This is a genomic window from Alcanivorax profundi, assembly GCF_003597125.1.
GTDB classification, from domain to species: Bacteria; Pseudomonadota; Gammaproteobacteria; order Pseudomonadales; family Alcanivoracaceae; genus Alcanivorax; species Alcanivorax profundi.
This window is the reverse complement of record NZ_QYYA01000002.1, coordinates 115,272-138,146: the sequence shown is the minus strand read 5'-3', so window position 1 is coordinate 138,146 and position 22,875 is coordinate 115,272. Positions and strand designations below refer to the sequence as shown.

Sequence of the window (22,875 nt, the reverse complement as noted above, 5' to 3'; positions counted from 1 at the left end):
GCTTAGGCAGAAACGGTCAAGGAACGATGGCGCTCCTCAAGGATTGGTCAGCAGGGTGTATGTGCCGGAACCACTTTGCGCGCTAACCTGCCAGCGATACACGCCGCTGCCCACATTGGTGTGGATTTCGGCCATGCCCCCTTGCGGGCTGGCGGAGGCCACATTGTTCCAGCTGCAGAAGAACAGGAAGCAGCTCTGGCTTTGCAGTGTCACGGTAAAGGTGGCGCCGGCAGGGCTTTGCAGCCAGCCGTCAATGGGACCGCCGGCGTAGCTGAAGCCATTGGACGGCAGCACTACGCTGCTCCCGCCATTCAGTTGGCCTTCGTAGCGAGTGCAGTCCGGACAGGGAGAGGTCTCGCTACCCACCGTCACGGTTTGCTCCGTGGAGCCGGTCTGGTTGGCGGTATCTGTCACGGTCAGGGTAATGGTGAATTCCCCCTCCGCCCCGTAGTCATGGCTGATTTGCTCGCCACTGGCCACGTTGCCATCACCCAGGGTCCAGTCCCAGGCGGCTACCGCCACGTCATCGGTGGAGCCACTGGCATCCAGTGAACACACCGTGCCCTGACAATCCGCGCTAAACGCCGCGGTCGGTAGCCGGTCAATGCCAGAGCCATCCTGTTGAGTGATTTGCAGCAGACGGTTAGGGGACTGGCTGCCCACGTTGCCAATCACCCCGGTGACGGCATCGTTGACCAGGGCCAGGTTGACCGCCGATGGTGACGCACTGGGGTTGGCCGCCAGGTAGAGTGCCGCGGCCCCGGCCGCATGAGGGGCGGCCATGGAGGTGCCGTTCAGACTTGCGGTCTGGGTATCAGATTGATACCAGGCCGAGGTGATATCGCTGCCCGGAGCAAACAGGTCCACACAGGCACCGTAATTGGAGAACGACGAGCGCCGGTCTTCACGAGTTGTCGCGCCGACGGTCAACGCTTCCGCTACACGGTTAGGTGAGCCGTTGCAGGCATTCACGTTGTCGTTGCCCGCCGCCACCACCATGGTGACCCCCGCATTGACGGCATTGCGGACAGCCGTATCCAGCGCGGTTGAGTTAGTGCCCCCAAGCGACATATTGGCTACGGCGGGTTTGCGGTGATTGCCGGCTACCCAGTCAACCCCGGCAATGACACCGGAATTGCTGCCACTGCCGTTACATCCCAGCACGCGAACCGGGGCAATGTTGGCCTGCTTGGCGACACCCCACGTGGTGCCCACCGCCGTGCCGGCCACATGGGTGCCGTGGCCATTACAATCTTCGGTATCCGCAGGGTCGACCGAGCCCCCGCCGAACAGGAAACCGCCCGAGCTGACAAAGTTGCGGCCTGGCGAGACGCGGCCGGTAAAATCGCTGTGGGTGGAGCGCAAGCCCGTGTCGACCACATAGACGGTGACATCCTGACCGCCACTGTTGGGGTACTGATAACGGTTATCCAGGGGAAGCAGAGGCTGGTCTACGCGATCCAATCCCCAGGTCGCGTTGTTTTGTGTGGCAATGGCGGCCACAGTGCGATCTGGTTCAATGGCCAGCACCCCGGGCAGTATGCCGAGCAGTGAGGCCTGCAAGTCTGTCAGCTGGACGGTCATCCCTGTGAGGGCGTGCTGGTAGGTAAAAAGCACATCGCCGCCACCAATGCCCGCGAGCAGGGTGCGGATCGCGGTGGTCAGGTCATTGACGCCCAGCAAGTCAGTAATGTTGGGGGCCAAAGTGACAATATATTGGTTCTCAATGATATCGCCTGCTACGGGCGCAGAGTCTGTGGCGCTGTCTGCCCATGCGGGTGACAGCACGCTTCCCCCAAGAATAGCCGCCAGCATAGCGGCGTTGAATGTCGATCGCGGCATTGCGTTCCCTCCAGTACGTGAGTATCAGAACGCTATGGAAACGCCGTGTATCTCTCCATGGGTTGGGTGTAGTGTTTTTGTTGTCAAAAAAAGCGCTTAGGCGCGGAAAGCCCTTGTATCAAGAGGGTTTGGCAGAAATGTGAACTGGTCGTGAACAATGCGTGAGCTCGTGGTCCCCGTGCACGATTGGCGGCCAGCAAGCAACCCCCGCTATAACCGCTTTTCCAGTTGCGCCCGGGTTTTCCACACCAGCATCTGCATTCGTTGTGAATTGATCGCAGGCCTCGCCAGGCAGGCAAACACCATATCCTTAACTGGCCAGATGCTGATGCACCCCTGCCGACAGCGGATAAATATCTCTTCGCTGTGCCCCAGCTTCAGATTGCGAAGCACCCGGTCGCAGGCCTTCCTCATCTCGAAAAACAGTGCACTTTGATCATCAAAATCCAGCCCCTCACCAAAATGCACCACAGGCAGCCCGTCATGGCTGATCAGAGAGACCAGAAGAATGTCGTCGCAGGAGGCATGCAGAGCTTCCAGAGGCGGGGTGAGAGTGGTGAGCTTCATTGTTGTTATCCATCCGTGGCGCTTTTGTTCAGCTTAGGGGTGGGCTTGCGGAGGGTCAAAGAGAAGCAGATGAACGTTACTTATCGCGGGCCGGTGCAGCACTTAGGGGGGAGCTTCCCAGGCATTTTGCCTGATTGTTGGGCTTAGAGGCTGAGGGTAAAAAAGGGGGCAGTAAGGAGTGCGCATGAAGTTTGAAGTGAATTACTTGTATCGAGATGCCAGCAACTACAAGCAATATGAATCTGTCGTTGTGGAGTTAGAGGGAGTCGAAAGCCCTGAGGAAGTTGAAAGCATGCTGCGTGATCGGTTTTCCGATCTGCAGATCTGGCCCGATGTTTTGCATTTTCGACCAGAAGATCTGGGTTGGCCTACGGCCTACTTTGAGGGCCATGGTTTAGATGGTGATGATCTGGCTCTTCATGAGATCGAATCAATCTCTAAGTCGACTTAGCTTGTTACAACGAAGTTGGCAGACGTCCTGTCATGATAATTTCTGCTTTGGCGACTCGCTCCCGTGCTGTTAGGCTCTGAAAGCTATGGGGATTCAATAAGTTAAGGGTGGTCATGGCGAATACGCTAGATTATTACAACAGCAACGCCAAGGCGTTTGTGGACGCGACGCTTTCTGTGGATATGCGGAAAATTTACGATGATTTTTTGCCTCTCGTCCCCGAGGCAGGCCATATCTTAGATGCAGGTTGTGGGTCCGCTCGTGACGCACTGTATTTTCAAGGCTTAGGTTATCGAGTTTCTGCATTTGATGGATCTGAAGCGATTGCCAAACTGGCTTCTCAAGAAACGGGAGTAGCGGTTGAGCAGCGTCTATTCTCTGATGTGAAGGAGCGGGCTGCCTATGATGGAATTTGGGCTTGCGCCAGTCTTCTTCATCTTCCAAAGCATGATTTAGTGATTGCTATTCAGGCTTTATGGATCGCATTAAAGCCCGGCGGCGCTTTTTATATGAGCTTTAAAGCCGGCAGCGGTGAGCGAGAAGAGTTAGGACGGCACTTCACTGATGCCAGTGAGGAGGTTGCTAAAGATTGGGTTAGCCAGTTAGATCAGGTTGATAGTCAGCGTTTCTGGCATACAGAAGATACCCGTCCAGAACGGGATCATGGTTGGTTAAATATCGTTGTGGTCAAGAAAAAGGAAAAGCCTCAAAAGTTGATCGCGGGTGGGAAATACCAGCATTTTCTGCCGAGATTGTGCCAATCAATTAGCCAGGCAAGCCAGATTGATTTGGCTGTGGCATTTGTGAAAAAAACAGGGTTAAACCTAATTTATCCTGATCTACAGAATGCGATTAGCGACGATGAGTTAAAAAGCCCGGCACAGATTCGAATTCTTACTAGTGACTATCTCGACATTACTGACCCGGCTGCCCTCAGAGCGTTGCTGTTACTCAAACAACAGGGGGCTGATGTCCGGGTTTATGAAAGTAAGGGATCTAGCTTTCATCTAAAGGCGTATCTATTTTCTGGCCATGATCATGGTTCGAGAAGGTGGGGGCGCGCTTTTATCGGGTCTAGCAATATTAGTGCTCAGGCATTGCAGGCGGGTATTGAGTGGAACTATCAAGTGGATTTCCCGCCTGACGAAGGTTTCTTAGAAGCTGCGCAGCGTTTTGACGAGCTTTTTGAATCTCCTAATGTGGTGGGGCTTTCGGATCAGTGGGTCGATGATTATGAGGCGCGGCGAGTTCCTCCACCTATAGCCATTGCTCCAGGTAGTGACGAAGCTGAGGCCCCTCCTGTGCCAACCCCGGTACAGAGTGCGGCATTGAGTGCTCTCGACAAGACCAGAGAGGAGGGGTTTGGACGGGGGTTGGTAGTTTTGGCAACGGGGCTAGGGAAAACCTGGCTTTCTGCATTTGATGCCAATCAAATGGGGGCGAGGAGAGTGCTCTTTGTCGCTCATCGAGAGGAAATTCTAAAGCAAGCCGCGAAGACCTATATCCGAATTAGACCTAAAAGCCGTGTGGGGTACTATATGGGCAGTGTCCGCAATAAGACCGCGGATATACTCTGTGCCTCGGTGCAGACGTTGGGGAAAGAGGAGCATTTGCGCGAGTTTGACCCTCGTCATTTCGACTATATCGTTGTTGATGAATTTCATCATGCATCGGCGCCGACCTATCATCGCTTGCTTGATTACTTTGCTCCACATTTCTTACTTGGCTTGACAGCGACGCCTGATAGAACGGACAGATCTGACATTCTTTCGCTGTGCGACGACAACCTTGTTTATGAGTTTCCATTGCTTGATGGGGTGAAGGAGAAGCACCTTGTTCCCTTCCATTACTATGGAATCTTTGATGAATCAGTGGATTACAAAGAGATTCCTTGGCGAAATGGGACGTTTGACCCCGGGCTGCTGGGAAATAAATTGGCCACCATGGCACGGGCAAGGCATGCCTTGAGAATATGGCGACAGCACTGTCAAACCAGGACGTTGGCGTTTTGCGTTTCAAGAAAACATGCTGATTTCATGGCTGAACAGTTTGCTAAGGCTGGAGTCTCCTCGGCTTCGGTTCACGGGGATTCTGCAATGTCCCGTGGAGAGGCTCTGGAGCTATTGAGTAATGGCGAATTACAGGTTGTTTTCTCCGTTGATTTGTTCAACGAGGGGGTGGATCTCCCGTCTATCGATACTGTTCTTCTGCTTAGGCCTACCGAATCTAAGGTTCTATTTCTTCAGCAAATTGGTAGAGGGCTGAGAAAAAGCCCGGGTAAAGAAAAGCTAGTCATCATGGATTTTGTGGGTAACCACCATTCCTTTCTACATAAGCCCCAGGCTTTGATGGGGGAGTCGATGACCCATCGGCAGCTGGTAGATTTTGCTCGTAGAGCAGAATCCGATGAGCTATCTCTGCCTGATGGCTGTTTTGTTAATTATGATCTGAAGATTATTGAGTTCCTTAAAGGGTTGGCTTCCACAGGAATCGAAGATGAGTACCTATCCTTAAAAGAAACGCTGGGGAGAAGGCCAACGCTAACCGAGTATTACCGATATGGTGCTAGCGTATCTCGGATGAGAAAACAGCATGCAAGCTGGTTTGATCTGGTGGGGGGGATGGAGGATCTGCAGCCTACTCAGATTGAGATATTCAAAAGCCATAAGGCATTGCTTTTAGAGATCGAGACAACAGCAATGTCGAAGTCCTTCAAGATGATACTGCTTGAGGCCTTTATGCAAATGGATGGTTGGAGTAAGCCGCCATCGCTAGAAGCGCTATCGTCCGTATCCTGGAGAGTTCTTCAACGAAGACCGCGACTGTTCACGGAAATATCGGATGCGGTTAGAGATGTCCCCGGTGAATCAGAGCAATGGTTTCGATACTGGAAGAAGAACCCGATCGATCATTGGGTAAATAAGACGCCTCCTTTATTCAAGGTTAGCGAAGGTCGTTTTGAAAGCTGTATTCCTCTTCCCGATGAGGGGAGTGAAGCGTTGTCGGAGATGGCTCGTGAGATTGTGGAGTACCGATTAGCTTCCTATGAGGCCCGCTCATCAGTGCAACAGATGCTGGATCACTCAAGTTATGCTCGCCCCAATGCAAAGTTTGGCGTCGAGCTCCCTTATTTCTCGTCCCTGAAAATAGCCTGCGGTCATTTCAGAAATAGTCAGGCGGAATCTGAAGAGTATCGTTCTCTGGGAGCGGGTTATGGTCGCCTAGACCCCTCTAGGCATTTCATTGCAAGAGCCTCTGGTAACTCAATGAACGGTGGTAAATCCCCTATTCATGATGGTGACTACCTGCTTCTTGAACATGTGACCCCAAACAATGCGGGGTCAATTACGGAAAAAACATTCGCGATTGAGCGTTTAGATGAAGCTGGGGATACTCAGTATCTTTTGAGAACGGTGAAGAAACGTGGGCAAGGTGAGTATTTCCTAAGAGCGGCCAATCCCGACTATGAAGATATTGAGGTATCCCCCGAGCTAAGTGATCAAATCCGAACTTTTGCTCGTCTCAAGTCAGTAGTGAGTCCTTTGGACATGGCCGTCGGCCAGAGGCTCATGAGAGATGAAATACCTCCACTTTTTGGTGAGGTTTATAACCCGGGAAACTGGCAGAGCGGACATGTTTGCCTAAACGATGCTTCTGCTCATGTGCTACTGGTTACGCTGAATAAGCAGGGAAAGGCTGAAGATCACCGGTATGTGGACCATTGGATTGATGAAAGCACTTTCCATTGGCAAAGCCAGCGTTCTGTTACGCCAGAGCATAAGAAAGGTCGAGAGATCATCGGCCACAAGGATCTAGGGATCTCTATCCATCTGTTTGTTCGTGAAAACAAGCTGGAGAAGGGAAAGGCTGCCCCCTTTACCTACTATGGACCGGTTGATTACCGGACGCATGAAGGAAGTGAGCCAATGAGTGTGGTGTTTAAGTTGTCCGCTGTGGTGGAGTGATGGGCGAGTTAAAATGATTCTCCTCGTTGGGCTCGGCGGTAATAGATCGCGGCGATCGGCTTGACGCCGATTTCCGCGCTAGGGTGATCATTGGCATCAGGTGTTGGCATAACGCCACAAAAAAGGGCCACCCCGATGGGGTGGCCCTTTTTATTGGTGCTGTTTGGTGGAGCCGGCGGGAATCGAACCCGCGTCCGTCAGCAATCCATCTGCAGGTCTACATGCTTAGCCAGATCTATTGATTTAAGCCTTCACAACCCGATTGGCAGGACGTGAAAGCCGAGCCCCTAAGAGTTTTAACAGCGCGATCCGGGGCGGACGTTGCTGCGAGCCTGTGTTGCGATGCTCGCCGCTCTTCCCCACAGGCAGGGTCGATTGGCGATAAGCAGGGTTTAAGCTGCTAGTGCGTAAGAATCGTCGTTTGCGATTACTTTAATGTGCCACAAATGATTTACGAGACTCGTGACCTTCTCGACATGCACCACAGAGTTCAATACCGGCGTCGAATCCAGGTCGGCCCCTGTGATCGGCTATTGTAGGAGATGGGGTGGGGGAAGTCGATCGACAAGTGTGTCGGACGATTAAAACGGGTTTCGCATATTTTTTGATCGATTTTGAGCTGAAGGCAGTTCATAAAGTAACCGGGCTGTGAAAAGTGTTACCTGAATACACATCTGTTGTCCGACAATCTGACCTTTTGCCCTTGTTGTGTCATCTTTCCGGCGCAATATAGCGGTGTGCCACGGAATAATGTCATCGATAAATGATGAGGTCTTCGGTGGCAAGGTCGAATCCATGTGCGGGGTAGCCAAAAGCCACCATGACGCATGGGGTTCGAGATTGTGTATCCACACAATGGCTTTACAGCGAGCCTTGAGATTGATGTTCATGAAGGCCGCTGATCAAAGCATTGTCGTTCATTAAGGAGAAGGAAGATGAACACGATCTTTCGGTCAGCAGGGCAAGTTTCCGAGAAGGCGCTGTCGCCTTTGAAGGCTCAGCCGCTGCTCTACAGAGCGCTGCAACTGGTATTCGCCCTGGCGGCTTACGCTGCAGGTGTCTACCTGGTGGACCTGGCAACGCCGGACGCCCGTATTCCGGTGATCCTGTTTGCGGTCTACTTTCTGCCGGCGGTACTGCGTGCCTGGCTCCAGTTTTACTGGCAGCTGCGCGGCGACAGTCGGGCGGACAGCGTAGAGCGCCCTACGGCGTAATTTGCCGGCTCTAGACAGTGTCTTGAGGTTTGTCGGGGTGGAGTTTGCCAACCCCGGCGGGCCGGGGCGGGGCTGGTGATCAGCCCTGCCGCATGAGGCGCTGCTTCTGCCGGTTCCAGTCGCGCTCTTTCTCGGTGGCGCGCTTGTCGAATTTCTGTTTGCCCTTGGCCAGTGCAATGTCGCACTTGGCGAACCCTTTCTTCCAGTACAGGCTCACCGGTACGCAGGTGAAGCCGTCTTTCTGTACCCCACCAAATACCTGCCCCAGCTCGCGACGGTGTAGCAGCAGCTTGCGTGTGCGTACCGGGTCCGGGGTGATGTGGGTGCTGGCCGTGTTCAGCGGCTCGATGCGGGCACCAAACAGGAAGGCCTCGCCATCCTTGAGCAGGATGTAGGCTTCGCTGAGGTTGGCTTTGCCGGCACGCATGGACTTCACTTCCCAGCCTTCCAGAACCAGGCCGGCTTCAAAGTGCTCTTCCAGATGGTATTCGTGACGCGCCTTGCGATTTTGCGCAATGGTGGCGGACGGTGCTTTGGCTTTTTTGTTGGCTTTTCCCATAGGCGGGCGATTATAGAGCATGGCCGGGGCGTCGAATAGCGCTTTGTCTATGGCAAGCGCCTGTATGTGAGTGGTTACTTCGGGTTGAGCCCGCATGGCAAAAAATAAGAGAATAGCGCCACGTTAACCAGGGTGCAGATGTTATGAAGCAAGAGAGCAAGCCGGTTCACGGCATGTGGGCCAGCCGTTGGGTTTTTATTCTGGCGGCGACCGGTTCTGCGGTCGGGTTGGGGAACATCTGGCGTTTCCCTTACATCACCGGCGAAAACGGGGGCGGGGCATTTGTCTTGTTGTACCTGCTGTGTATCGCGGTGGTGGGTGTGCCGATCATGGCGGCGGAAGTGATGCTGGGCCGCAAGGGCGGGATGAGCCCGATTAACACCATGCGCAAGCTGGCGGCGGAGAGCAAGGTTACCCAGCGTTGGTCCTGGATCGGGTATATGGGGGTGCTGTCGGCGTTCCTGATCTTGTCTTTCTATTCCGTGGTGGCCAGCTGGGCACTCTACTACACGTGGGAAGCGGTGCAGGGTGCCTTCCAGGGGATTACGGCGGCCCAGTCCGGTGCCCGTTTTGATGACATGCTGGCCAGTCCCTGGCTGATGATGGGGTATCACACCCTGTTCATGCTGCTGACCATGGTGGTGGTTGGCCGTGGCGTAAAAGGGGGGCTGGAAAAAGCCGTGCAGATCCTGATGCCGCTGCTGTTTGTGCTGTTGCTGGTGCTGGTGGGCTACGCCGCCACGACGCCGGGTTTCATGCAGGGTATCGAGTTCCTGTTTGCCTTCGACTTTTCCAAGCTCAATGGTCAGGCAGTGATTACCGCTGTCGGCCAGGCCTTTTTTACCCTGAGTCTGGGTATGGGCGCGATCATGGCCTATGGGGCCTATATGCCGCGGCAAGTGCCCGGTAAGGCTGGCAAGAAGAAGCCGGTGTCCATCATGTCCACGGTGATCATTATTGCCTTGCTGGACACGCTGGTCGCACTGGGTAGCGGTGTGGCCATGTTCCCGTTGCTGTTCTCCGGTGGGCTGGAGGCGGGGCAGGGACCGGGCATGATGTTTGTGACCTTGCCGCTGGCGTTTGGTCAGATGCCGGGCGGTCTGCTGTTCGGTTCGCTGTTTTTCGTACTGGTGGTGTGTGCCGCCTGGAGCTCCTCTATCAGTCTGGCGGAGCCGGTGGTGGCCTGGCTGGTCGAAAAGGGTGTTAACCGTGCCATGTCGTCGGTGATTGTGGGTCTGGGCGCCTGGGTGCTGGGGCTGGGGTCGGTGCTGTCGTTCAATATCTGGAAGGACAAGACCTTCCTGGTCGGTACCTTCTTCGACAACATGGAATTCCTGTCTACGACGATCATGTTGCCGTTGGGCGGATTGTTGATCGCGGTCTTTGCCGGGTGGGTGATGAAAGAGACCCATGCCCGCAAGGAGCTTGCCATGAAGAGCTTCCCGCTATACCTGGTTTGGCGGGCGCTGGTGCGCATCTTCTCGCCGGTGGCGGTGATTGTGTTGGTGGTGTACTCCGTGTGGAGCACCTTTGCGCCGGAAAAGGCGGATGAGCCGGTTGCTGAGGCGCCTGTGGCTGAGCAGCCTGCACCTGTCGAGCCGGCAGATCAGCCCCCCGTGACCGAGCTGCCCGGGGTGCAAGGGGAGTCGTTGCCCGAGACGCCTGCCGCGGCGGATGTGCCTGCGGCGAAGGAGGCCCGGTAATGGCTGATACCCTGATTCATGTGGAGGTAGCGTTTGCCTTGCCGGAAAAGCAGCGTCTCGTCGGGCTGGACGTGCCGGAAGGCACGACCATGCTGGAGGCGGTGCGGCTCTCGGGGATCAGTGAGCAGTTCGAAGGCTGGGACCTGGAAAAGGCCTCCATGGGGGTGTTTGGCAAGGTGGTAGCCAACCCCGCTGCGCACGCGTTGAAGCCGGGGGAGCGGGTGGAAATCTACCGTGGGCTCAAAGCGGACCCGAAGCTCAATCGCAAGAAGCGGGCACAGGAAAAGGCGGAGAAAGGCTGAGCGTCTGCCCCGGTGTGCCGGGGCGGATACGCGGGCGAGCGCTGGAGGCTTTTACTCGGCGTCTTCCTTGCGCTCTTCGGCGCGTTGGTTAAGTTGGCGGTCGCTGCGGCCGCTGGTCTTCGCCTTGAAGTCGTCGATCACCTTGCCTTCGTAGCGGCTGTATTGGCCGCCATCAAAATAAATGGTGATCTTCTGGCGGACGTTATCGCCTTTCCCGGGGCGGTATGTCATGGGGTAGAACCAGACGTCGGGAGTGAAGGGGTCGACCAGGGTGGGCGCCCCCAGAACAAAACGAACCTGATCCGGGGTCATGCCGGGCTTCAGCTCGGCGAGCATGTCTTCCGTCACGAAATTACCCTGCGGGATATCGATACGGTAGACCCCGGGGAAACGCAGGCTGCTACAGCCAGACAGGGCGAGCAGGGCAGTGATAAGCAATGTGACGGTAATACGTGGCATGGTTTTTCGACTTCATTGAGTGTTCGGGCGATAATACAGACTTGGAATCGCGGTACAAGTTTCCGGACATCGACATAATAGCCACCCAATGGCAGATGGAGCATACGCAGTGGATAATCAGGATCTGAGAAAAGCGGGCCTTAAAGTGACTTTGCCGCGGGTGAAAATCCTGCAGCAACTGGAAAAGTCCGAAGAGCGTCACCTGAGCGCGGAAGACATCTACAAGTCGCTGATGGAAGCGGGCGAAGACGTGGGGCTGGCAACCGTGTACCGGGTGCTGACCCAGTTCGAGCAGGCCGGCATGGTGTTGCGCCACAATTTTGAAGGTGGCTCGGCGGTTTTTGAGCTGGCCGACGAAGACCATCATGACCACATGGTGTGCATGGAAACCGGGCAGGTTATCGAGTTTATGGACGAGGTGATCGAGAAACGCCAGCACGCCATTGCAGAAGAGCACGGTTACGAGATTGTGGACCACTCGCTGGTCCTGTACGTGAAGCCCAAGAAATAAGGCGCTTCGCGCAGCGGCACGCAACACGCGGGGAGTCCCGGGTGTTGCGTGGGCTGTTCCCCCTCCCCTCCCGGCCAGTTCCCCCCAGAACACTCTTTTCCCTGCAGGCGTTCATGCTTGCATGATGATGCGTTGGCCTTTTACCGCCATGCGAGCATGGGCTCCTGCGGCGATGGCACTGGATTGGATGTTGGCGTGTGGAGATATCGAGCTGTGGGAGTGGTCGTTCGGCCACGATCCCGGCGTTGCCGGGAAACTCGCGGTGGAACCACCGCTCCCACAGGAAGGTCGGGGTTATGGGGTGCTCTGTGTAATGTTGGGTATGCCTGCGGGAGGTGTTTTCCCGAATCCTGCCTTTCTCTTGCAAGCAGGCGGCCACAGGAGGCTGATGACAGTGGTTTGAGCGCGGGCACGGCATGTCAGTCCGCCCAACCTTTCCCGCGCAGCTATTAACTATTCACTGTTAACTGCCTTTCAGGCCGCCTGTGCCTTGTTCAGCATTTCTTTCGCATGGGTGCGGGTGGATTCGGTGATTTCCACGCCCCCCAGCATTCTGGCCAGTTCTTCGACTCTGGCCGCGTTATCGAGCCCGTGGATGCGGGTGTGTGTGGTGTCGTCGCCCTGAATCTTGCTGACTTGCCAGTGCTGATGGCCCTGGCTGGCGACCTGGGCCTGGTGGGTAATACACAGTACTTGCGCGTGGCTGCCCAGCTCGCGCAGCAGGCGCCCGACAATTTCGGCGACACCGCCGCCGACGCCCACGTCGACTTCATCGAAGACCAGGCTGGGCACGGTGAGGTTGCGGGCGCAGATCACCTGGATGGCCAGGCTGACCCTCGACAATTCACCGCCGGAGGCCACCTTGCCCAGCGGTTTCAGGGGTTGGCCGGGATTGGCGGAGAACAGGAATTCGACGTCCTCGAGCCCGTCGGCGCCGGGGTTGCATTCGCTCAGGCGCGCTTCCAGTACGGCCGCTTTCATGCCCAGTGCGGTGAGTTGTTTCTGGACTTGCTGGGTGAGTGATTGGCCAGCCTTGCGGCGGGCCTTGCCCAGTGTCAGGGCGCTGTCCATGTACTGCTTTTCTGCTGCGCTTTCCGCTTCTGCCAGGGCATGGAGGTGGGCGTCCACATTGCCGAGTGCTTCGGATTCCGACAGCAGTCCCTGGTGGTGTTCTACCAGCTCCTCGGGGCGAATGCGGTATTTTCGGGCCAGGGTGTAGCACTGGCTCAGGCGCTCTTCTACCTGGCTAAGGCGCTCCGGATCCAGATCAAGTTTTTCCAGGTAGTGGCGCAGGTCATCGGCCGCGGCTTCGACTTGCAGGCGGGCGGATTCCACTGTGTCGGCAATGCTGGCCAGGCCTTCATCTTGCCGGCGCGCATCATCGAGCCAGTGGCTTACCTGGCTGAGGTGATCGTTGCAGGTGCCGTCGTCGCCTTCGTACAAGGCGCCAAGGGATTGCTGGCAGATACGAATCAGCCCTTCGGCGTTGGCCAGACGCTGCTGTTCCTGTTCCAGCTCCTGCAATTCGCCTTCCTGCAGGGCGAGCGCGTCCAGTTCTTCCAGCTGGAAGCGCAGCAGTTCTTCACGCTCGTTTTGCTCGCGGGCCTGGTTGAGGGCGTCGTCGTGGGCGCGGCGGGCCTTCTGCCAGCTGCGCCACTGCTCACGCACGGTGCCGGCCAGATCGCGGGCATCGGCGAAATTGTCCAGTAGTTGCCGGTGGGCCTCTTTCTTGAGCAGGGCCTGGTGTTCATGCTGGCTGTGGATGCTGATCAGGCGTTCGCCCAGATCGCGGACTTCTGCCAGCGGGGTCGGCGTGCCATTCACGTAGGCCCGGGAGCGGCCATCGGCGCGCACGGTGCGGCGCAACAGGCACTGGTTGTCGTCGTCCAGTTCCCGTTCCGACAGCCATTGCCGGGCGGCCGGATTGTCGCTGACATCAAAGGTGGCGAGCACCTCAGCCCGGTCATGCCCGTGCCGTACCACGCTGGAGTCGGCCCGATCGCCCAGGGTCAGCCCCAGCGCATCGATAATGACAGACTTGCCCGCGCCGGTTTCGCCGCTGATGACGGTAAGCCCGTTCTCTGGCTCCAGCTCTAGCTGATCGACGGTGGCGAAGTGGCGAACACTCAGGTGGGTCAGCATCGGGCTCTCCTGCATTTGCCTGCACTGATGAAGGTGCTGTCCTTATGGTCAGTAAGGCCAATACTAGGGCAAACAGCGGGGAAGTGTAAGTCCCTGTGGGGCTGTATAATGACCGGGACTTTCTGGTACATATATTCTCATGACCAAACTGGACCTCAACGAACGCAAACAACGCCTGCTGATGACGCTGGTGGAGCGCCATATTCGCGATGGCCAGCCGGTGGGTTCCAAGACGCTGGCTTCCGGCAGTGGTCTCAAAGTCAGCCCGGCCACCATCCGCAATATCATGGCGGAGCTGGAGGATCTGGGCATTCTGGCCAGCCCGCATACGTCTGCCGGGCGGATTCCGACCGAATTGGGTTACCGCATGTATGTGGATTCCCTACTGGCGACCAGTGTGATGGAGCGGCCGGATCACAGGGATCTGAAGCGCGAGTTGAACCAGCTGCTGGCGCCGGAGCAATCGCCGCAAGAGTTGATCGCCCAGGCGTCAAAGACGCTGGCGGAGCTGACGCGTATGGCGGGGCTGGTGGCGGTGCCACGTCGTGAGGTGAGCACCCTGCGGCAGGTGGAGTTTCTACCGTTGTCGGGTAAGCGGGTGCTGGTGGTGCTGGTGGTGAACCGCTCTGAGGTGCAGAACCGTATCATTCATACCGACCGGGATTACGATGAGGTGGAGCTGCGGCAGGCCGCCAACTACATCAATCACACCTATGCCGGTTGCGACTTGAACAGTATCTGCGATGGCCTGCTCAATACCATGAATGCGGACCGTCAGCAGATGGATGCCCTGATGCAAACGGCGGTGGCGGTGGCCGACAAGGCCCTGCGTACGGAGCAATCTGATTCTGATTATGTGGTTTCCGGAGAGTCCAACCTGATTCAGTCTGCCGAGGCGGACAATCTGGGCCAGCTGCGGGATCTGTTTGATGCCTTCAACCACAAGCGCGACATCCTGCACTTGCTGGAGCGTTCCATGAAGGCCGACGGGGTGCAGATTTTCATTGGTCGGGAGTCCGGTTTTCGTCCCTTCGAGGATTACTCGCTGATTTCTGCCCCTTACCGTGCCGAGAACGGCCCGGTGGGCGTCCTCGCCGTGGTGGGCCCCACCCGCATGGACTACGAAAAAGTGATCCCCACCGTGGATATCACCGCCAAGATCCTCTCGGCGGCCCTCACCCAGCTGTAATTCAGTTGACAGTTGAGAGTGGACAGTTGACAGCTAACTGCCTGTAGTCGAAGGCTCTGTGGGAGTGGTCGTTTGACCACGGTCCCTCGGCAGGGTGCTGAAAATCGCGGTGGAACCACCGCTCCCACAGCATGATCTGACGCGGGCAGGGGGCGGAGGGCCATCGCTTGCAGGCAAGCTCCCACAGGATGCGCTGACAGCCGCCTGAACGCGCCCTGCGCCGTCCCGGCACCCACCAACCCCTCTCGCGGCGCTGTTAACTGTTCACTATTAACTATTCACTGCCTTTCCCTTGAATCCCCACCAACAGTTCCCATATCTTTGCCGGCTTTCCTGGAAAAGCCCGGTTTAGGGATGTGGAGTGACAAATGAGTGAGCAGGAAAAAGACCAGAAGGCCGCCGAGCCGCAGGTAGAAACCGTGGAAGAGCAGCAGGCTGCTCAGGCCGAGGCAGAGGCCGCCGAGCCCACCGCCGAAGAGGCGCTGGCAGAGGTGGAAGCCGAACTGGCGAAGGTAAAGAAGGCACTGGGTGAGGCGGATATCCGTGCCCAGGCCGAAGTGCAGAACGTGCGCAAGCGTGCCGAGCGAGATGTGCAGCACGCCCACAAGTTCGCGCTGGAAAAATTCGCGGGTGATCTGCTGAGTGTGGCAGACAACCTGGAGCGTGGGCTGGCGGCGCTGGATGCGCAAGACGAGGCCCTGAAGCCGGCCCGTGAAGGCATCGAGCTGACCCTCAAGTCCCTGCTGGATGTGTTCGGCAAGTACAACCTGGAGCAGATCAGCCCCAGCGATGAGCCGTTCAATCCGGAATTGCATGAAGCCATGACCATGGTGCCGGTACCCAATGTGGACCCGAACACGGTGATTGAGGTGCTGGAGAAAGGCTATCAGCTCAATGGCCGTCTGATTCGCCCGGCGCGGGTGGTGGTCAGCAAGGCGCCCTGACACAGGGGTGGCGATAAATGCGTGAAGGCCCCTTGAAACGGTATGAAATACCGCCATATAGGAGCCAGACGAGTTAACAAGTTCAACTGACCGAATCGCCGAAAGGGATTCGGGTGGTGTGAAGGAGAAAGAGACACATGGGCAAGATTATCGGTATTGACCTGGGTACGACCAACAGCTGTGTGGCGGTACTGGAAGGCGACAAGGCCAAGGTTATCGAGAACAGCGAAGGCGCCCGTACGACGCCTTCCATCATCGCGTACACCGACGACAAGGAAACCCTGGTCGGTCAGGCAGCCAAGCGTCAGGCCGTGACCAACCCGGAAAACACCCTGTACGCGGTGAAGCGTCTGATCGGTCGTCGTTTTGAAGACGATGTGGTTCAGAAAGACATCAAGATGGTCCCTTACAAGATTGCCAAGGCCGACAACGGTGACGCCTGGGTAGAAGTGAAGGGCGAAAAGATGGCGCCGCCGCAGATCTCTGCGCAGGTGCTGAAAAAGATGAAGAAGACCGCGGAAGATTACCTGGGTGAGACCGTCACCGAGGCCGTTATCACCGTGCCGGCTTACTTCAACGATTCCCAGCGTCAGGCCACCAAGGATGCAGGTCGCATCGCCGGTCTGGATGTGAAGCGTATCATCAACGAACCCACTGCTGCGGCCCTGGCCTACGGCATGGACAAGAAGGGCGGCGACCGCACCATCGCGGTATACGACCTGGGTGGTGGTACCTTCGATATTTCCATCATCGAGATTGCCGAAGTGGATGGCGAGCACCAGTTTGAAGTGCTGGCCACCAATGGTGACACCTTCCTGGGTGGTGAGGACTTTGACCTGGCCGTGATCAACTATCTGGCGGCCCAGTTCAAGGAAGATTCCGGTATCGATCTGGGTGGCGATCCGCTGGCCATGCAGCGCCTGAAAGAAGCCGCCGAGAAAGCCAAGATCGAGCTGTCTTCCAGTGAGCAGACGGAAGTGAACCTGCCGTATATCACTGCCGATGCCACCGGTCCCAAGCACCTGGTGGTGAAGTTGACCCGCGCCAAGCTCGAGTCACTGGTGGGCGATCTGGTGACCCGTTCCCTGGAGCCGTGCAAGACCGCGTTGAAAGACGCCGGTGTGAGCGGTGCCGAGATCACCGATGTGATCCTGGTGGGTGGTCAGACCCGTATGCCGATGGTGCAGAAGAAAGTGGCCGAGTTCTTCGGCAAAGAGCCGCGCAAGGACGTGAACCCGGATGAAGCGGTTGCCATGGGTGCGGCCATTCAGGGTGCGGTACTGAGCGGCGATGTAACTGACGTACTGCTGCTGGACGTGACGCCGCTGACCCTGGGTATCGAAACCATGGGTGGCGTGATGACTCCGCTGATCGAGAAGAACACCACCATCCCGACCAATGCGTCGCAGGTGTTCTCCACCGCGGACGACAACCAGACGGCGGTAACCGTGCATGTGCTGCAGGGTGAGCGTAAGCAGGCCGGGCAGAACAAGTCTCTGGGTCAGTTCAACCTGGAAGACATTCCGCCGGCGCCTCGTGGCATGCCGCAGATCGAAGTGACCTTCGATATCGATGCCAACGGTATCCTGCACGTAAGCGCGAAAGACAAGGCCACTGGCAAAGAGCAGTCCATTCAGATCAAGGCCTCTTCCGGTCTGTCCGATGAAGAGATCGATCAAATGGTCGCGGATGCCGAAGCGCACGCGGACGAAGACAAGAAGTTCGAAGAGCTGGTGCAGACTCGCAACCAGGCCGACCATCTGGTGCACGCGACTCGCAAGACCCTCGACGAAGCAGGCGACAAGGCCACGGACGAAGAGAAAGAGTCCATTACCAAGGCCTGTGACGAACTGGAAGAAGCCGCCAAGGGCAGCGACAAGGACGACATCGAAGCCAAGATCAAGGCGCTGTCTGAAGTGTCTGCGCCGCTGGCCCAGAAGCTGTATGCCGAGCAGGCTCAGCAAGCCGAAGGCGCCGCTGATGCCGACGCGGGTCAGCAAAAAGCGGGTGATGACGTTGTCGACGCGGAGTTCGAAGAAGTCGACGACGACAAGAAGAAGTAAGCGAAAGGCGTCGGACGTTGACGTCAGACGAACGACGCCGGGCCCTGCCCGGCGTCGTGGTTTGAGCCCAGAATACGGACCTGTATATGTCCAAACGCGATTATTACGAAGTGCTGGGGGTGTCCAAGGATGTCAGCCAGCAGGATCTGAAAAAAGCTTATCGCCGACTGGCGATGAAATACCATCCGGACCGTAATCCGGATGATGAAGAGGCATTGGCCAAATTCAAGGAAGCCAAGGAAGCCTACGAAGTCCTCGCCGATGAGCAGAAACGTGCGGCTTACGACCAATTCGGCCATGCCGGTGTGAATGGTCAGGGCGGCGCTGGCGGTTTCGGTGGCGGCGGTGCTGGCGGCTTTGGCGATATTTTTGGCGATATCTTCGGTGATATTTTTGGTGGTGGCGGCGGCGGTGGCCGTCGTGGCCCGGCCCGTGGTGCCGATCTGCGTTATACCCTGGAGTTGACGCTGGAACAGGCGGTGCGAGGCTGCGAAGAAAAGATTCGTGTGCCCACCTGGGATAGCTGCGGCGTCTGTCATGGCTCCGGGGCAAAGGAAGGCTCGCAGCCGGTGACCTGTACCACCTGTGGTGGTGCCGGTCAGGTGCGCATGCAGCAGGGCTTTTTCACCGTGCAGCAAGCTTGCCCGACCTGTAAGGGCGAAGGTCAGATCATCAAGGACCCTTGCGGCAGTTGTGGTGGCCAGGGCCGGGTGCAAAACACCAAGACCCTGTCTGTGAAGATTCCGGCCGGTGTCGATACCGGTGATCGCATTCGTCTGGCTGGCGAGGGCGAGGCGGGGATGCACGGTGCGCCGTCCGGTGACCTTTACGTTCAGGTAGCGGTACGCGAACACGACATCTTCCAGCGCGATGGCACCAATATCTATTGCGAGGTACCCGTCAGCTTTGTGGATGCCACTCTCGGTGGTGAGCTGGATGTGCCGACCCTGAACGGCAAGGTAAAGCTGAAAGTGCCGGCCGAAACCCAGAGCGGAAAAATGTTCCGTCTGCGCGGCAAGGGTGTGACCTCTGTGCGGGGGGGCGCCCCCGGGGATCTGCTTTGCAAGGTGGTGATCGAAACGCCGGTGAAGCTGTCCAGTGAGCAGAAAGACCTGCTGCGTCAGTTCCAGGATTCGCTGGAAAACGGTGGCGATCGTCATAATCCGCGAAAGAGCAGCTGGTTTGAAGGCGTGAAACGGTTCTTCGACACCAAGTAAGTGTGGTGCTCAGTGAATCGGGTAAAGCGGAGCCGGGCAGCCGGCTCCGCTTTTTTGTGCCGACGAATCGGGGAGGCGGCCCGTTTGGTGGTCTGACGATCACTCCCGCAGGGACGATCCACTGTCTGGAGGCGTTCCGGTACGGGCTCAGCCGATAGTATGAAAATTGACCGGGTTCATTGTCCCGCTTCTGTTCGCTGCTATATTCTGCATAAAAAACAACAACAAATATCGAGGCAGTTATGGGTGCGTGGCGACTGGCATGGATGCTGGGGGCGATCCTGATGTTTCCGGTTTCTCTTTCGGCGGCGCCTGTGGATCAGGCTTACCAGCGGGTGGAGGAAACCTTTTCCCAGCGAGCCCCCTTGCCGCTGGAGGATGCTGTCATTAATGGGATCTGGGTGTCAGTACCCTTCGACCAGGCGCCTTACACCTATACCTACGACGAGATTCGCGAACACTGGGCGACCTTCATGCGTGGGTTGCAGTTGCCCTATCCGTCTGCAGAGTACCTTCAGTCCCGCTATCAGCGTTTCCCGGCCCTGTATCGTGATCTGCGCTATCAGGATGCTGACTGGCAGCAGCACAGTCGCAATGTGCTGGAGGTCTGGCAGGCCTTTTTTCGCGGTGATCTGCGTCACGCCCGGGATCTTGGGCGGCGCTATGGGGGCTATGCCCGGGTGCCTGCGGTGGTGGCGCAAATCGTCTACGCCACCTATCTGGCGCCGACCCACACCCAGAAGCAGCAATTGCTTCAGGAAGTGATTAACGAGATGGAGTGGTTCGGCCGCAATGCGCCCGTGCTGCCGGGGGATAAGGGCATGCAGTCGGATTACTGCATGATGCGCCTCGGCTTTGGCTACGCGGTCGCGCGGTTGGCCGAGGATGAATCGGTGCCGGCCACCCTGCAGCGCAACTATGCAGCCATGGTTATCAATGCGGCCACAGAGATGCTGGCAGTAGAACCGCAGCACCCGTTGGCGCTGTCGCTGAGCGCTGCCTTCGAAGCCAATGTGCTGCGACGGGTGGGCAAGGCGGCAGGGCGGCTGACCCTGGCGGCCGACAGTCAGGATGCGATCCGCCCGTTCGAAGTATCGGTGGAGCAGGTGCCGGATCTGGCCATTGTGCGCTATGAGTATGCCAATAGTCTGCTTTACACCTACCAGGGCGATCAGGCGCAGCAGGCACTGGCGCAATTGATGCTGGCGGCGCAGTTGCCTGCCCGTTTTTCCATGGAATGGCTGGATCGGGCCTATGCTCGCAAGCGCCTGAAGGAAATCCAGGCCTGGCAGGCCAGCGGCATGAGTTTCAAGCGCTTTGACCGCAAGCGCCGCAAGTTCATGGAGAAGGAGGATCGCAACCTCTACGCAGTGAATCAGCCCCCCTTTCTGGTAGACTAGCCGCCTTTCACAATATTGGCGGGGCTGTGTGGTTGAGCAGTTGCTGCCCGGTGCGATGTTCAAGGAATTCAGCATGAAAGTAGGCATTATCGGCGCTGCCGGCCGCATGGGCCGTATTCTTATCGAGGCAACTCTTGCCAACCCGGATACCACTCTGGCGGCAGCGGTGGATGTGCCCGGGTCCAGCCTGATTGGCGCCGATGCCGGAGAGCTGGTGGGGCAGGGTAATGCGGGTGTGGCGTTGGCGGATGACCTGGCGGCAGTGGTTAACGATGCGGATGTGTTCATCGATTTCACCGTGCCGGAAGCCACCGTAAAGAATATTGAGGTGTGTCGTGCGGCGGGTACCAAGCTGGTTATCGGTACCACGGGCCTGGATGACGAGCAGATCGCGGGCCTGCGTGCGGCCAGCGAAGAGATCGCCATTTGCTACGCTCCCAACTACTCCATTGGTGTGAACCTGTGCTTCAAGCTGCTGGAAACGGCGGCTGCGGTGTTGCAGGACGAGGTGGATATCGAAGTGATCGAGGCTCACCACCGTCACAAGATCGATGCCCCTTCCGGTACCGCCCTGCGCATGGGCGAAGTGGTGGCCCAGACCCTGGGGCGTAACCTCAAGGAGGTGGCGGTCTACGGCCGCGAAGGTCGCACCGGCGAGCGTGACCGCCAGACCATCGGTTTCGAGACCATTCGTGCCGGCGATATCGTTGGGGATCATACGGTACTGTTCGCTGCCGATGGCGAACGGGTAGAGATTACCCACAAAGCTTCCAGCCGCATGGCCTTTGGCCGTGGTGCGGTGCGGGCCGCGGCCTGGTTGGGCGGTCAGGACAAGGGGCTGTTCGATATGCAGGACGTATTGGGTCTTGCCGGTGATTCGGTGGGCTGGGGCAAGGGCTAAGAGGGTCGAGCCAAAATCGATCGTGGGAGCTTGCCTGCAGGCAATTATCGCTTGCAGGCAAGCTCCCACGGAGGCCTTTCCTGCAGCTCGTCGTGTGCTGGCGGCTTTGAGGGTGACATTTGTTCTCCAAAGCCCTAAAATAGCGCGCAGCCCGTGATGGGCGTGCGGGGCACACGAATGAAGAATTTCACGAAAAAGCGAGGTGGAGCAATCCATCTCGCTTTTTTGCGACCGGAAAGCTGTATCCGGTCACGGTGCCCTGCCGCATATCTCCCTTTATTTCTGCCAGCCTGGAGGTTGCGTTGACGGTTCCCGCCATTCTCGCTCTCGAAGACGGAAGCATCTTTCGGGGTGTTGCTATCGGTGCCACGGGTGAAACCGTGGGTGAAGTGGTGTTTAACACCGCGATGACCGGCTACCAGGAGATCCTGACGGATCCCTCCTACGCCAAACAGATTGTGACCCTGACCTATCCCCACATCGGCAACACCGGTGTGACCGCCGAGGACGAAGAGTCCAGCCAAATCTGGGCCGCCGGCCTGGTGATTCGCGATCTGGCCATGACGGTCAGCAACTGGCGTAGCGAAAAGTCCCTGCCGGACTACCTGCGTGAAAACAACATTGTTGCTATCGCCGATATCGATACCCGCCGCCTGACCCGCATTCTGCGCGACAAGGGCGCCCAGAACGGCTGCATTATCGCCGGCGATAACCTGGATGAGGCCAAAGCCCTCGACGCGGCCAAGGGTTTCCCCGGCCTGAAAGGCATGGATCTGGCCAAGGAAGTGACCGTCAAGGAATCCTACAGCTGGACAGAGTCCACCTGGGATCTGGAAAACGGACACACCGAGCAGAAAGACGCTCGCTTCCACGTGGTGGCCTACGATTACGGCGTCAAACGCAACATTCTGCGGATGCTGGCGGAGCGTGGCTGCAAACTCACCGTGGTGCCGGCGCAGACCCCGGCTGCCGACGTGCTGGCCATGAATCCCGATGGCATCTTCCTGTCCAACGGCCCGGGTGATCCGGAGCCCTGTGACTACGCCATCGCGGCGATCAAGGACATCGTTGCCACTGGCAAACCGGTGTTTGGTATCTGCCTGGGCCACCAGCTGCTGGCGCTGGCCAGCGGGGCAAAGACAATCAAGATGGGCACCGGCCACCATGGCGCCAACCATCCGGTTAAAACCCTGGATGACGATACCGTAATGATCACCAGCCAGAACCACGGTTTTGCGGTGGACATGGACAACCTGCCGGACAACCTGAAGGTGACCCATGTATCGCTGTTCGATGGCACTCTGCAGGGGATTCATCGCACTGACGTGCCGGCGTTCAGCTTCCAGGGGCATCCGGAAGCGAGCCCGGGGCCGCATGACTGTGCGCCGCTGTTTGATCACTTCATCGAGTTGATGGAAGCCAAGTAAAAGCGTCTGACGTCCGACG

18 protein-coding genes and 1 other RNA gene are annotated in these 22,875 nt (G+C 57.5%); 13 read left to right on the top strand and 6 right to left on the bottom strand.

Annotation, left to right across the window (positions count from 1 at the left end; translation table 11 throughout):
• Nucleotides 1-36: 36 nt before the first annotated feature.
• Together D4A39_RS05905 and D4A39_RS05900 are read right to left on the bottom strand one after the other, a co-directional pair.
• The gene (locus tag D4A39_RS05905; RefSeq protein WP_119917698.1) at nucleotides 37-1,842 is read right to left on the bottom strand and encodes a S8 family serine peptidase; all 1,806 of its coding nucleotides are present in this window, start codon (nucleotides 1,840-1,842) and stop codon (nucleotides 37-39) included.
• A gap of 210 nt (nucleotides 1,843-2,052) precedes the next feature.
• A complete protein-coding gene (locus D4A39_RS05900) occupies nucleotides 2,053-2,409 on the bottom strand; it encodes a roadblock/LC7 domain-containing protein (protein WP_119917697.1) in 357 nt (118 codons plus the stop codon).
• A gap of 184 nt (nucleotides 2,410-2,593) precedes the next feature.
• On the opposite strand from D4A39_RS05900, the gene D4A39_RS05895 reads away from it, so the two are divergent.
• Together D4A39_RS05895 and D4A39_RS05890 are read left to right on the top strand one after the other, a co-directional pair.
• Nucleotides 2,594-2,860, top strand: coding sequence for a hypothetical protein (locus D4A39_RS05895; RefSeq protein WP_119917696.1), 267 nt, complete (start codon nucleotides 2,594-2,596; stop codon nucleotides 2,858-2,860).
• A gap of 113 nt (nucleotides 2,861-2,973) precedes the next feature.
• A complete protein-coding gene (locus D4A39_RS05890; protein WP_119917695.1) occupies nucleotides 2,974-6,825 on the top strand; it encodes a DUF3427 domain-containing protein in 3,852 nt (1,283 codons plus the stop codon).
• Nucleotides 6,826-6,989: 164 nt separating this feature from the next.
• Here D4A39_RS05890 and ssrA read toward each other — a convergent pair.
• Nucleotides 6,990-7,346: a transfer-messenger RNA gene (gene ssrA, locus D4A39_RS05885) on the bottom strand.
• 414 nt (nucleotides 7,347-7,760) lie between these two features.
• Here ssrA and D4A39_RS05880 point away from each other — a divergent pair.
• Nucleotides 7,761-8,039, top strand: a complete 279-nt coding sequence (locus D4A39_RS05880) for a hypothetical protein (protein ID WP_022985339.1) — start codon at nucleotides 7,761-7,763, stop codon at nucleotides 8,037-8,039.
• A 79-nt stretch (nucleotides 8,040-8,118) separates the two neighbouring features.
• Here the strand turns inward: D4A39_RS05880 and smpB are convergent, their stop codons facing one another.
• Nucleotides 8,119-8,598 carry an SsrA-binding protein SmpB gene (smpB, locus tag D4A39_RS05875; protein ID WP_022985338.1) on the bottom strand — a complete coding sequence of 160 codons (480 nt, stop codon included), beginning with the start codon at nucleotides 8,596-8,598 and terminating at the stop codon, nucleotides 8,119-8,121.
• 143 nt (nucleotides 8,599-8,741) lie between these two features.
• On the opposite strand from smpB, the gene D4A39_RS05870 reads away from it, so the two are divergent.
• On the top strand, nucleotides 8,742-10,301 hold the full coding sequence (locus D4A39_RS05870) for a sodium-dependent transporter (RefSeq protein ID WP_119917694.1): 1,560 nt from the start codon (nucleotides 8,742-8,744) through the stop codon (nucleotides 10,299-10,301).
• On the top strand, nucleotides 10,301-10,603 hold the full coding sequence (locus tag D4A39_RS05865; RefSeq protein ID WP_022985336.1) for an RnfH family protein: 303 nt from the start codon (nucleotides 10,301-10,303) through the stop codon (nucleotides 10,601-10,603). The genes D4A39_RS05870 and D4A39_RS05865 overlap by 1 nt, the downstream gene beginning before the upstream one ends.
• A 51-nt stretch (nucleotides 10,604-10,654) precedes the next feature.
• Here D4A39_RS05865 and D4A39_RS05860 read toward each other — a convergent pair whose 3' ends face one another.
• Nucleotides 10,655-11,062, bottom strand: coding sequence for an outer membrane protein assembly factor BamE (locus D4A39_RS05860; protein ID WP_119917693.1), 408 nt, complete (start codon nucleotides 11,060-11,062; stop codon nucleotides 10,655-10,657).
• A 109-nt stretch (nucleotides 11,063-11,171) separates the two neighbouring features.
• Here D4A39_RS05860 and fur point away from each other — a divergent pair, with 109 nt between their 5' ends.
• Entirely contained in the window at nucleotides 11,172-11,573 is a 402-nt protein-coding gene (gene fur / locus D4A39_RS05855; protein ID WP_022985334.1) for a ferric iron uptake transcriptional regulator, read from the top strand.
• A 474-nt stretch (nucleotides 11,574-12,047) separates the two neighbouring features.
• On the opposite strand, the gene recN is transcribed toward fur, so the two are convergent.
• A complete protein-coding gene (recN, locus tag D4A39_RS05845) occupies nucleotides 12,048-13,715 on the bottom strand; it encodes a DNA repair protein RecN (RefSeq protein ID WP_119917691.1) in 1,668 nt (555 codons plus the stop codon).
• 139 nt (nucleotides 13,716-13,854) lie between these two features.
• On the opposite strand from recN, the gene hrcA reads away from it, so the two are divergent.
• The 7 genes from hrcA to carA all read left to right on the top strand — a co-directional run bounded on the left by hrcA (nucleotide 13,855) and on the right by carA (nucleotide 22,856).
• The gene (gene hrcA, locus D4A39_RS05840; RefSeq protein WP_022985331.1) at nucleotides 13,855-14,904 is read left to right on the top strand and encodes a heat-inducible transcriptional repressor HrcA; all 1,050 of its coding nucleotides are present in this window, start codon (nucleotides 13,855-13,857) and stop codon (nucleotides 14,902-14,904) included.
• A 368-nt stretch (nucleotides 14,905-15,272) separates the two neighbouring features.
• Nucleotides 15,273-15,848, top strand: a complete 576-nt coding sequence (gene grpE / locus D4A39_RS05835) for a nucleotide exchange factor GrpE (RefSeq protein WP_119917690.1) — start codon at nucleotides 15,273-15,275, stop codon at nucleotides 15,846-15,848.
• Between the two features lie 137 nt (nucleotides 15,849-15,985).
• The gene (dnaK, locus tag D4A39_RS05830) at nucleotides 15,986-17,911 is read left to right on the top strand and encodes a molecular chaperone DnaK (RefSeq protein WP_022985329.1); all 1,926 of its coding nucleotides are present in this window, start codon (nucleotides 15,986-15,988) and stop codon (nucleotides 17,909-17,911) included.
• A gap of 86 nt (nucleotides 17,912-17,997) precedes the next feature.
• Nucleotides 17,998-19,128, top strand: a complete 1,131-nt coding sequence (dnaJ, locus tag D4A39_RS05825; RefSeq protein ID WP_119917689.1) for a molecular chaperone DnaJ — start codon at nucleotides 17,998-18,000, stop codon at nucleotides 19,126-19,128.
• A 242-nt stretch (nucleotides 19,129-19,370) separates the two neighbouring features.
• A complete protein-coding gene (locus D4A39_RS05820) occupies nucleotides 19,371-20,528 on the top strand; it encodes a hypothetical protein (RefSeq protein WP_233552428.1) in 1,158 nt (385 codons plus the stop codon).
• Nucleotides 20,529-20,601: 73 nt separating this feature from the next.
• Nucleotides 20,602-21,429 carry a 4-hydroxy-tetrahydrodipicolinate reductase gene (gene dapB, locus D4A39_RS05815; RefSeq protein WP_031226430.1) on the top strand — a complete coding sequence of 276 codons (828 nt, stop codon included), beginning with the start codon at nucleotides 20,602-20,604 and terminating at the stop codon, nucleotides 21,427-21,429.
• A 302-nt stretch (nucleotides 21,430-21,731) separates the two neighbouring features.
• Nucleotides 21,732-22,856 (top strand): glutamine-hydrolyzing carbamoyl-phosphate synthase small subunit, encoded by a 1,125-nt coding sequence (carA, locus tag D4A39_RS05810; RefSeq protein ID WP_022985325.1) that lies wholly within the window; start codon nucleotides 21,732-21,734, stop codon nucleotides 22,854-22,856.
• The last annotated feature ends 19 nt before the right edge of the window (nucleotides 22,857-22,875 follow it).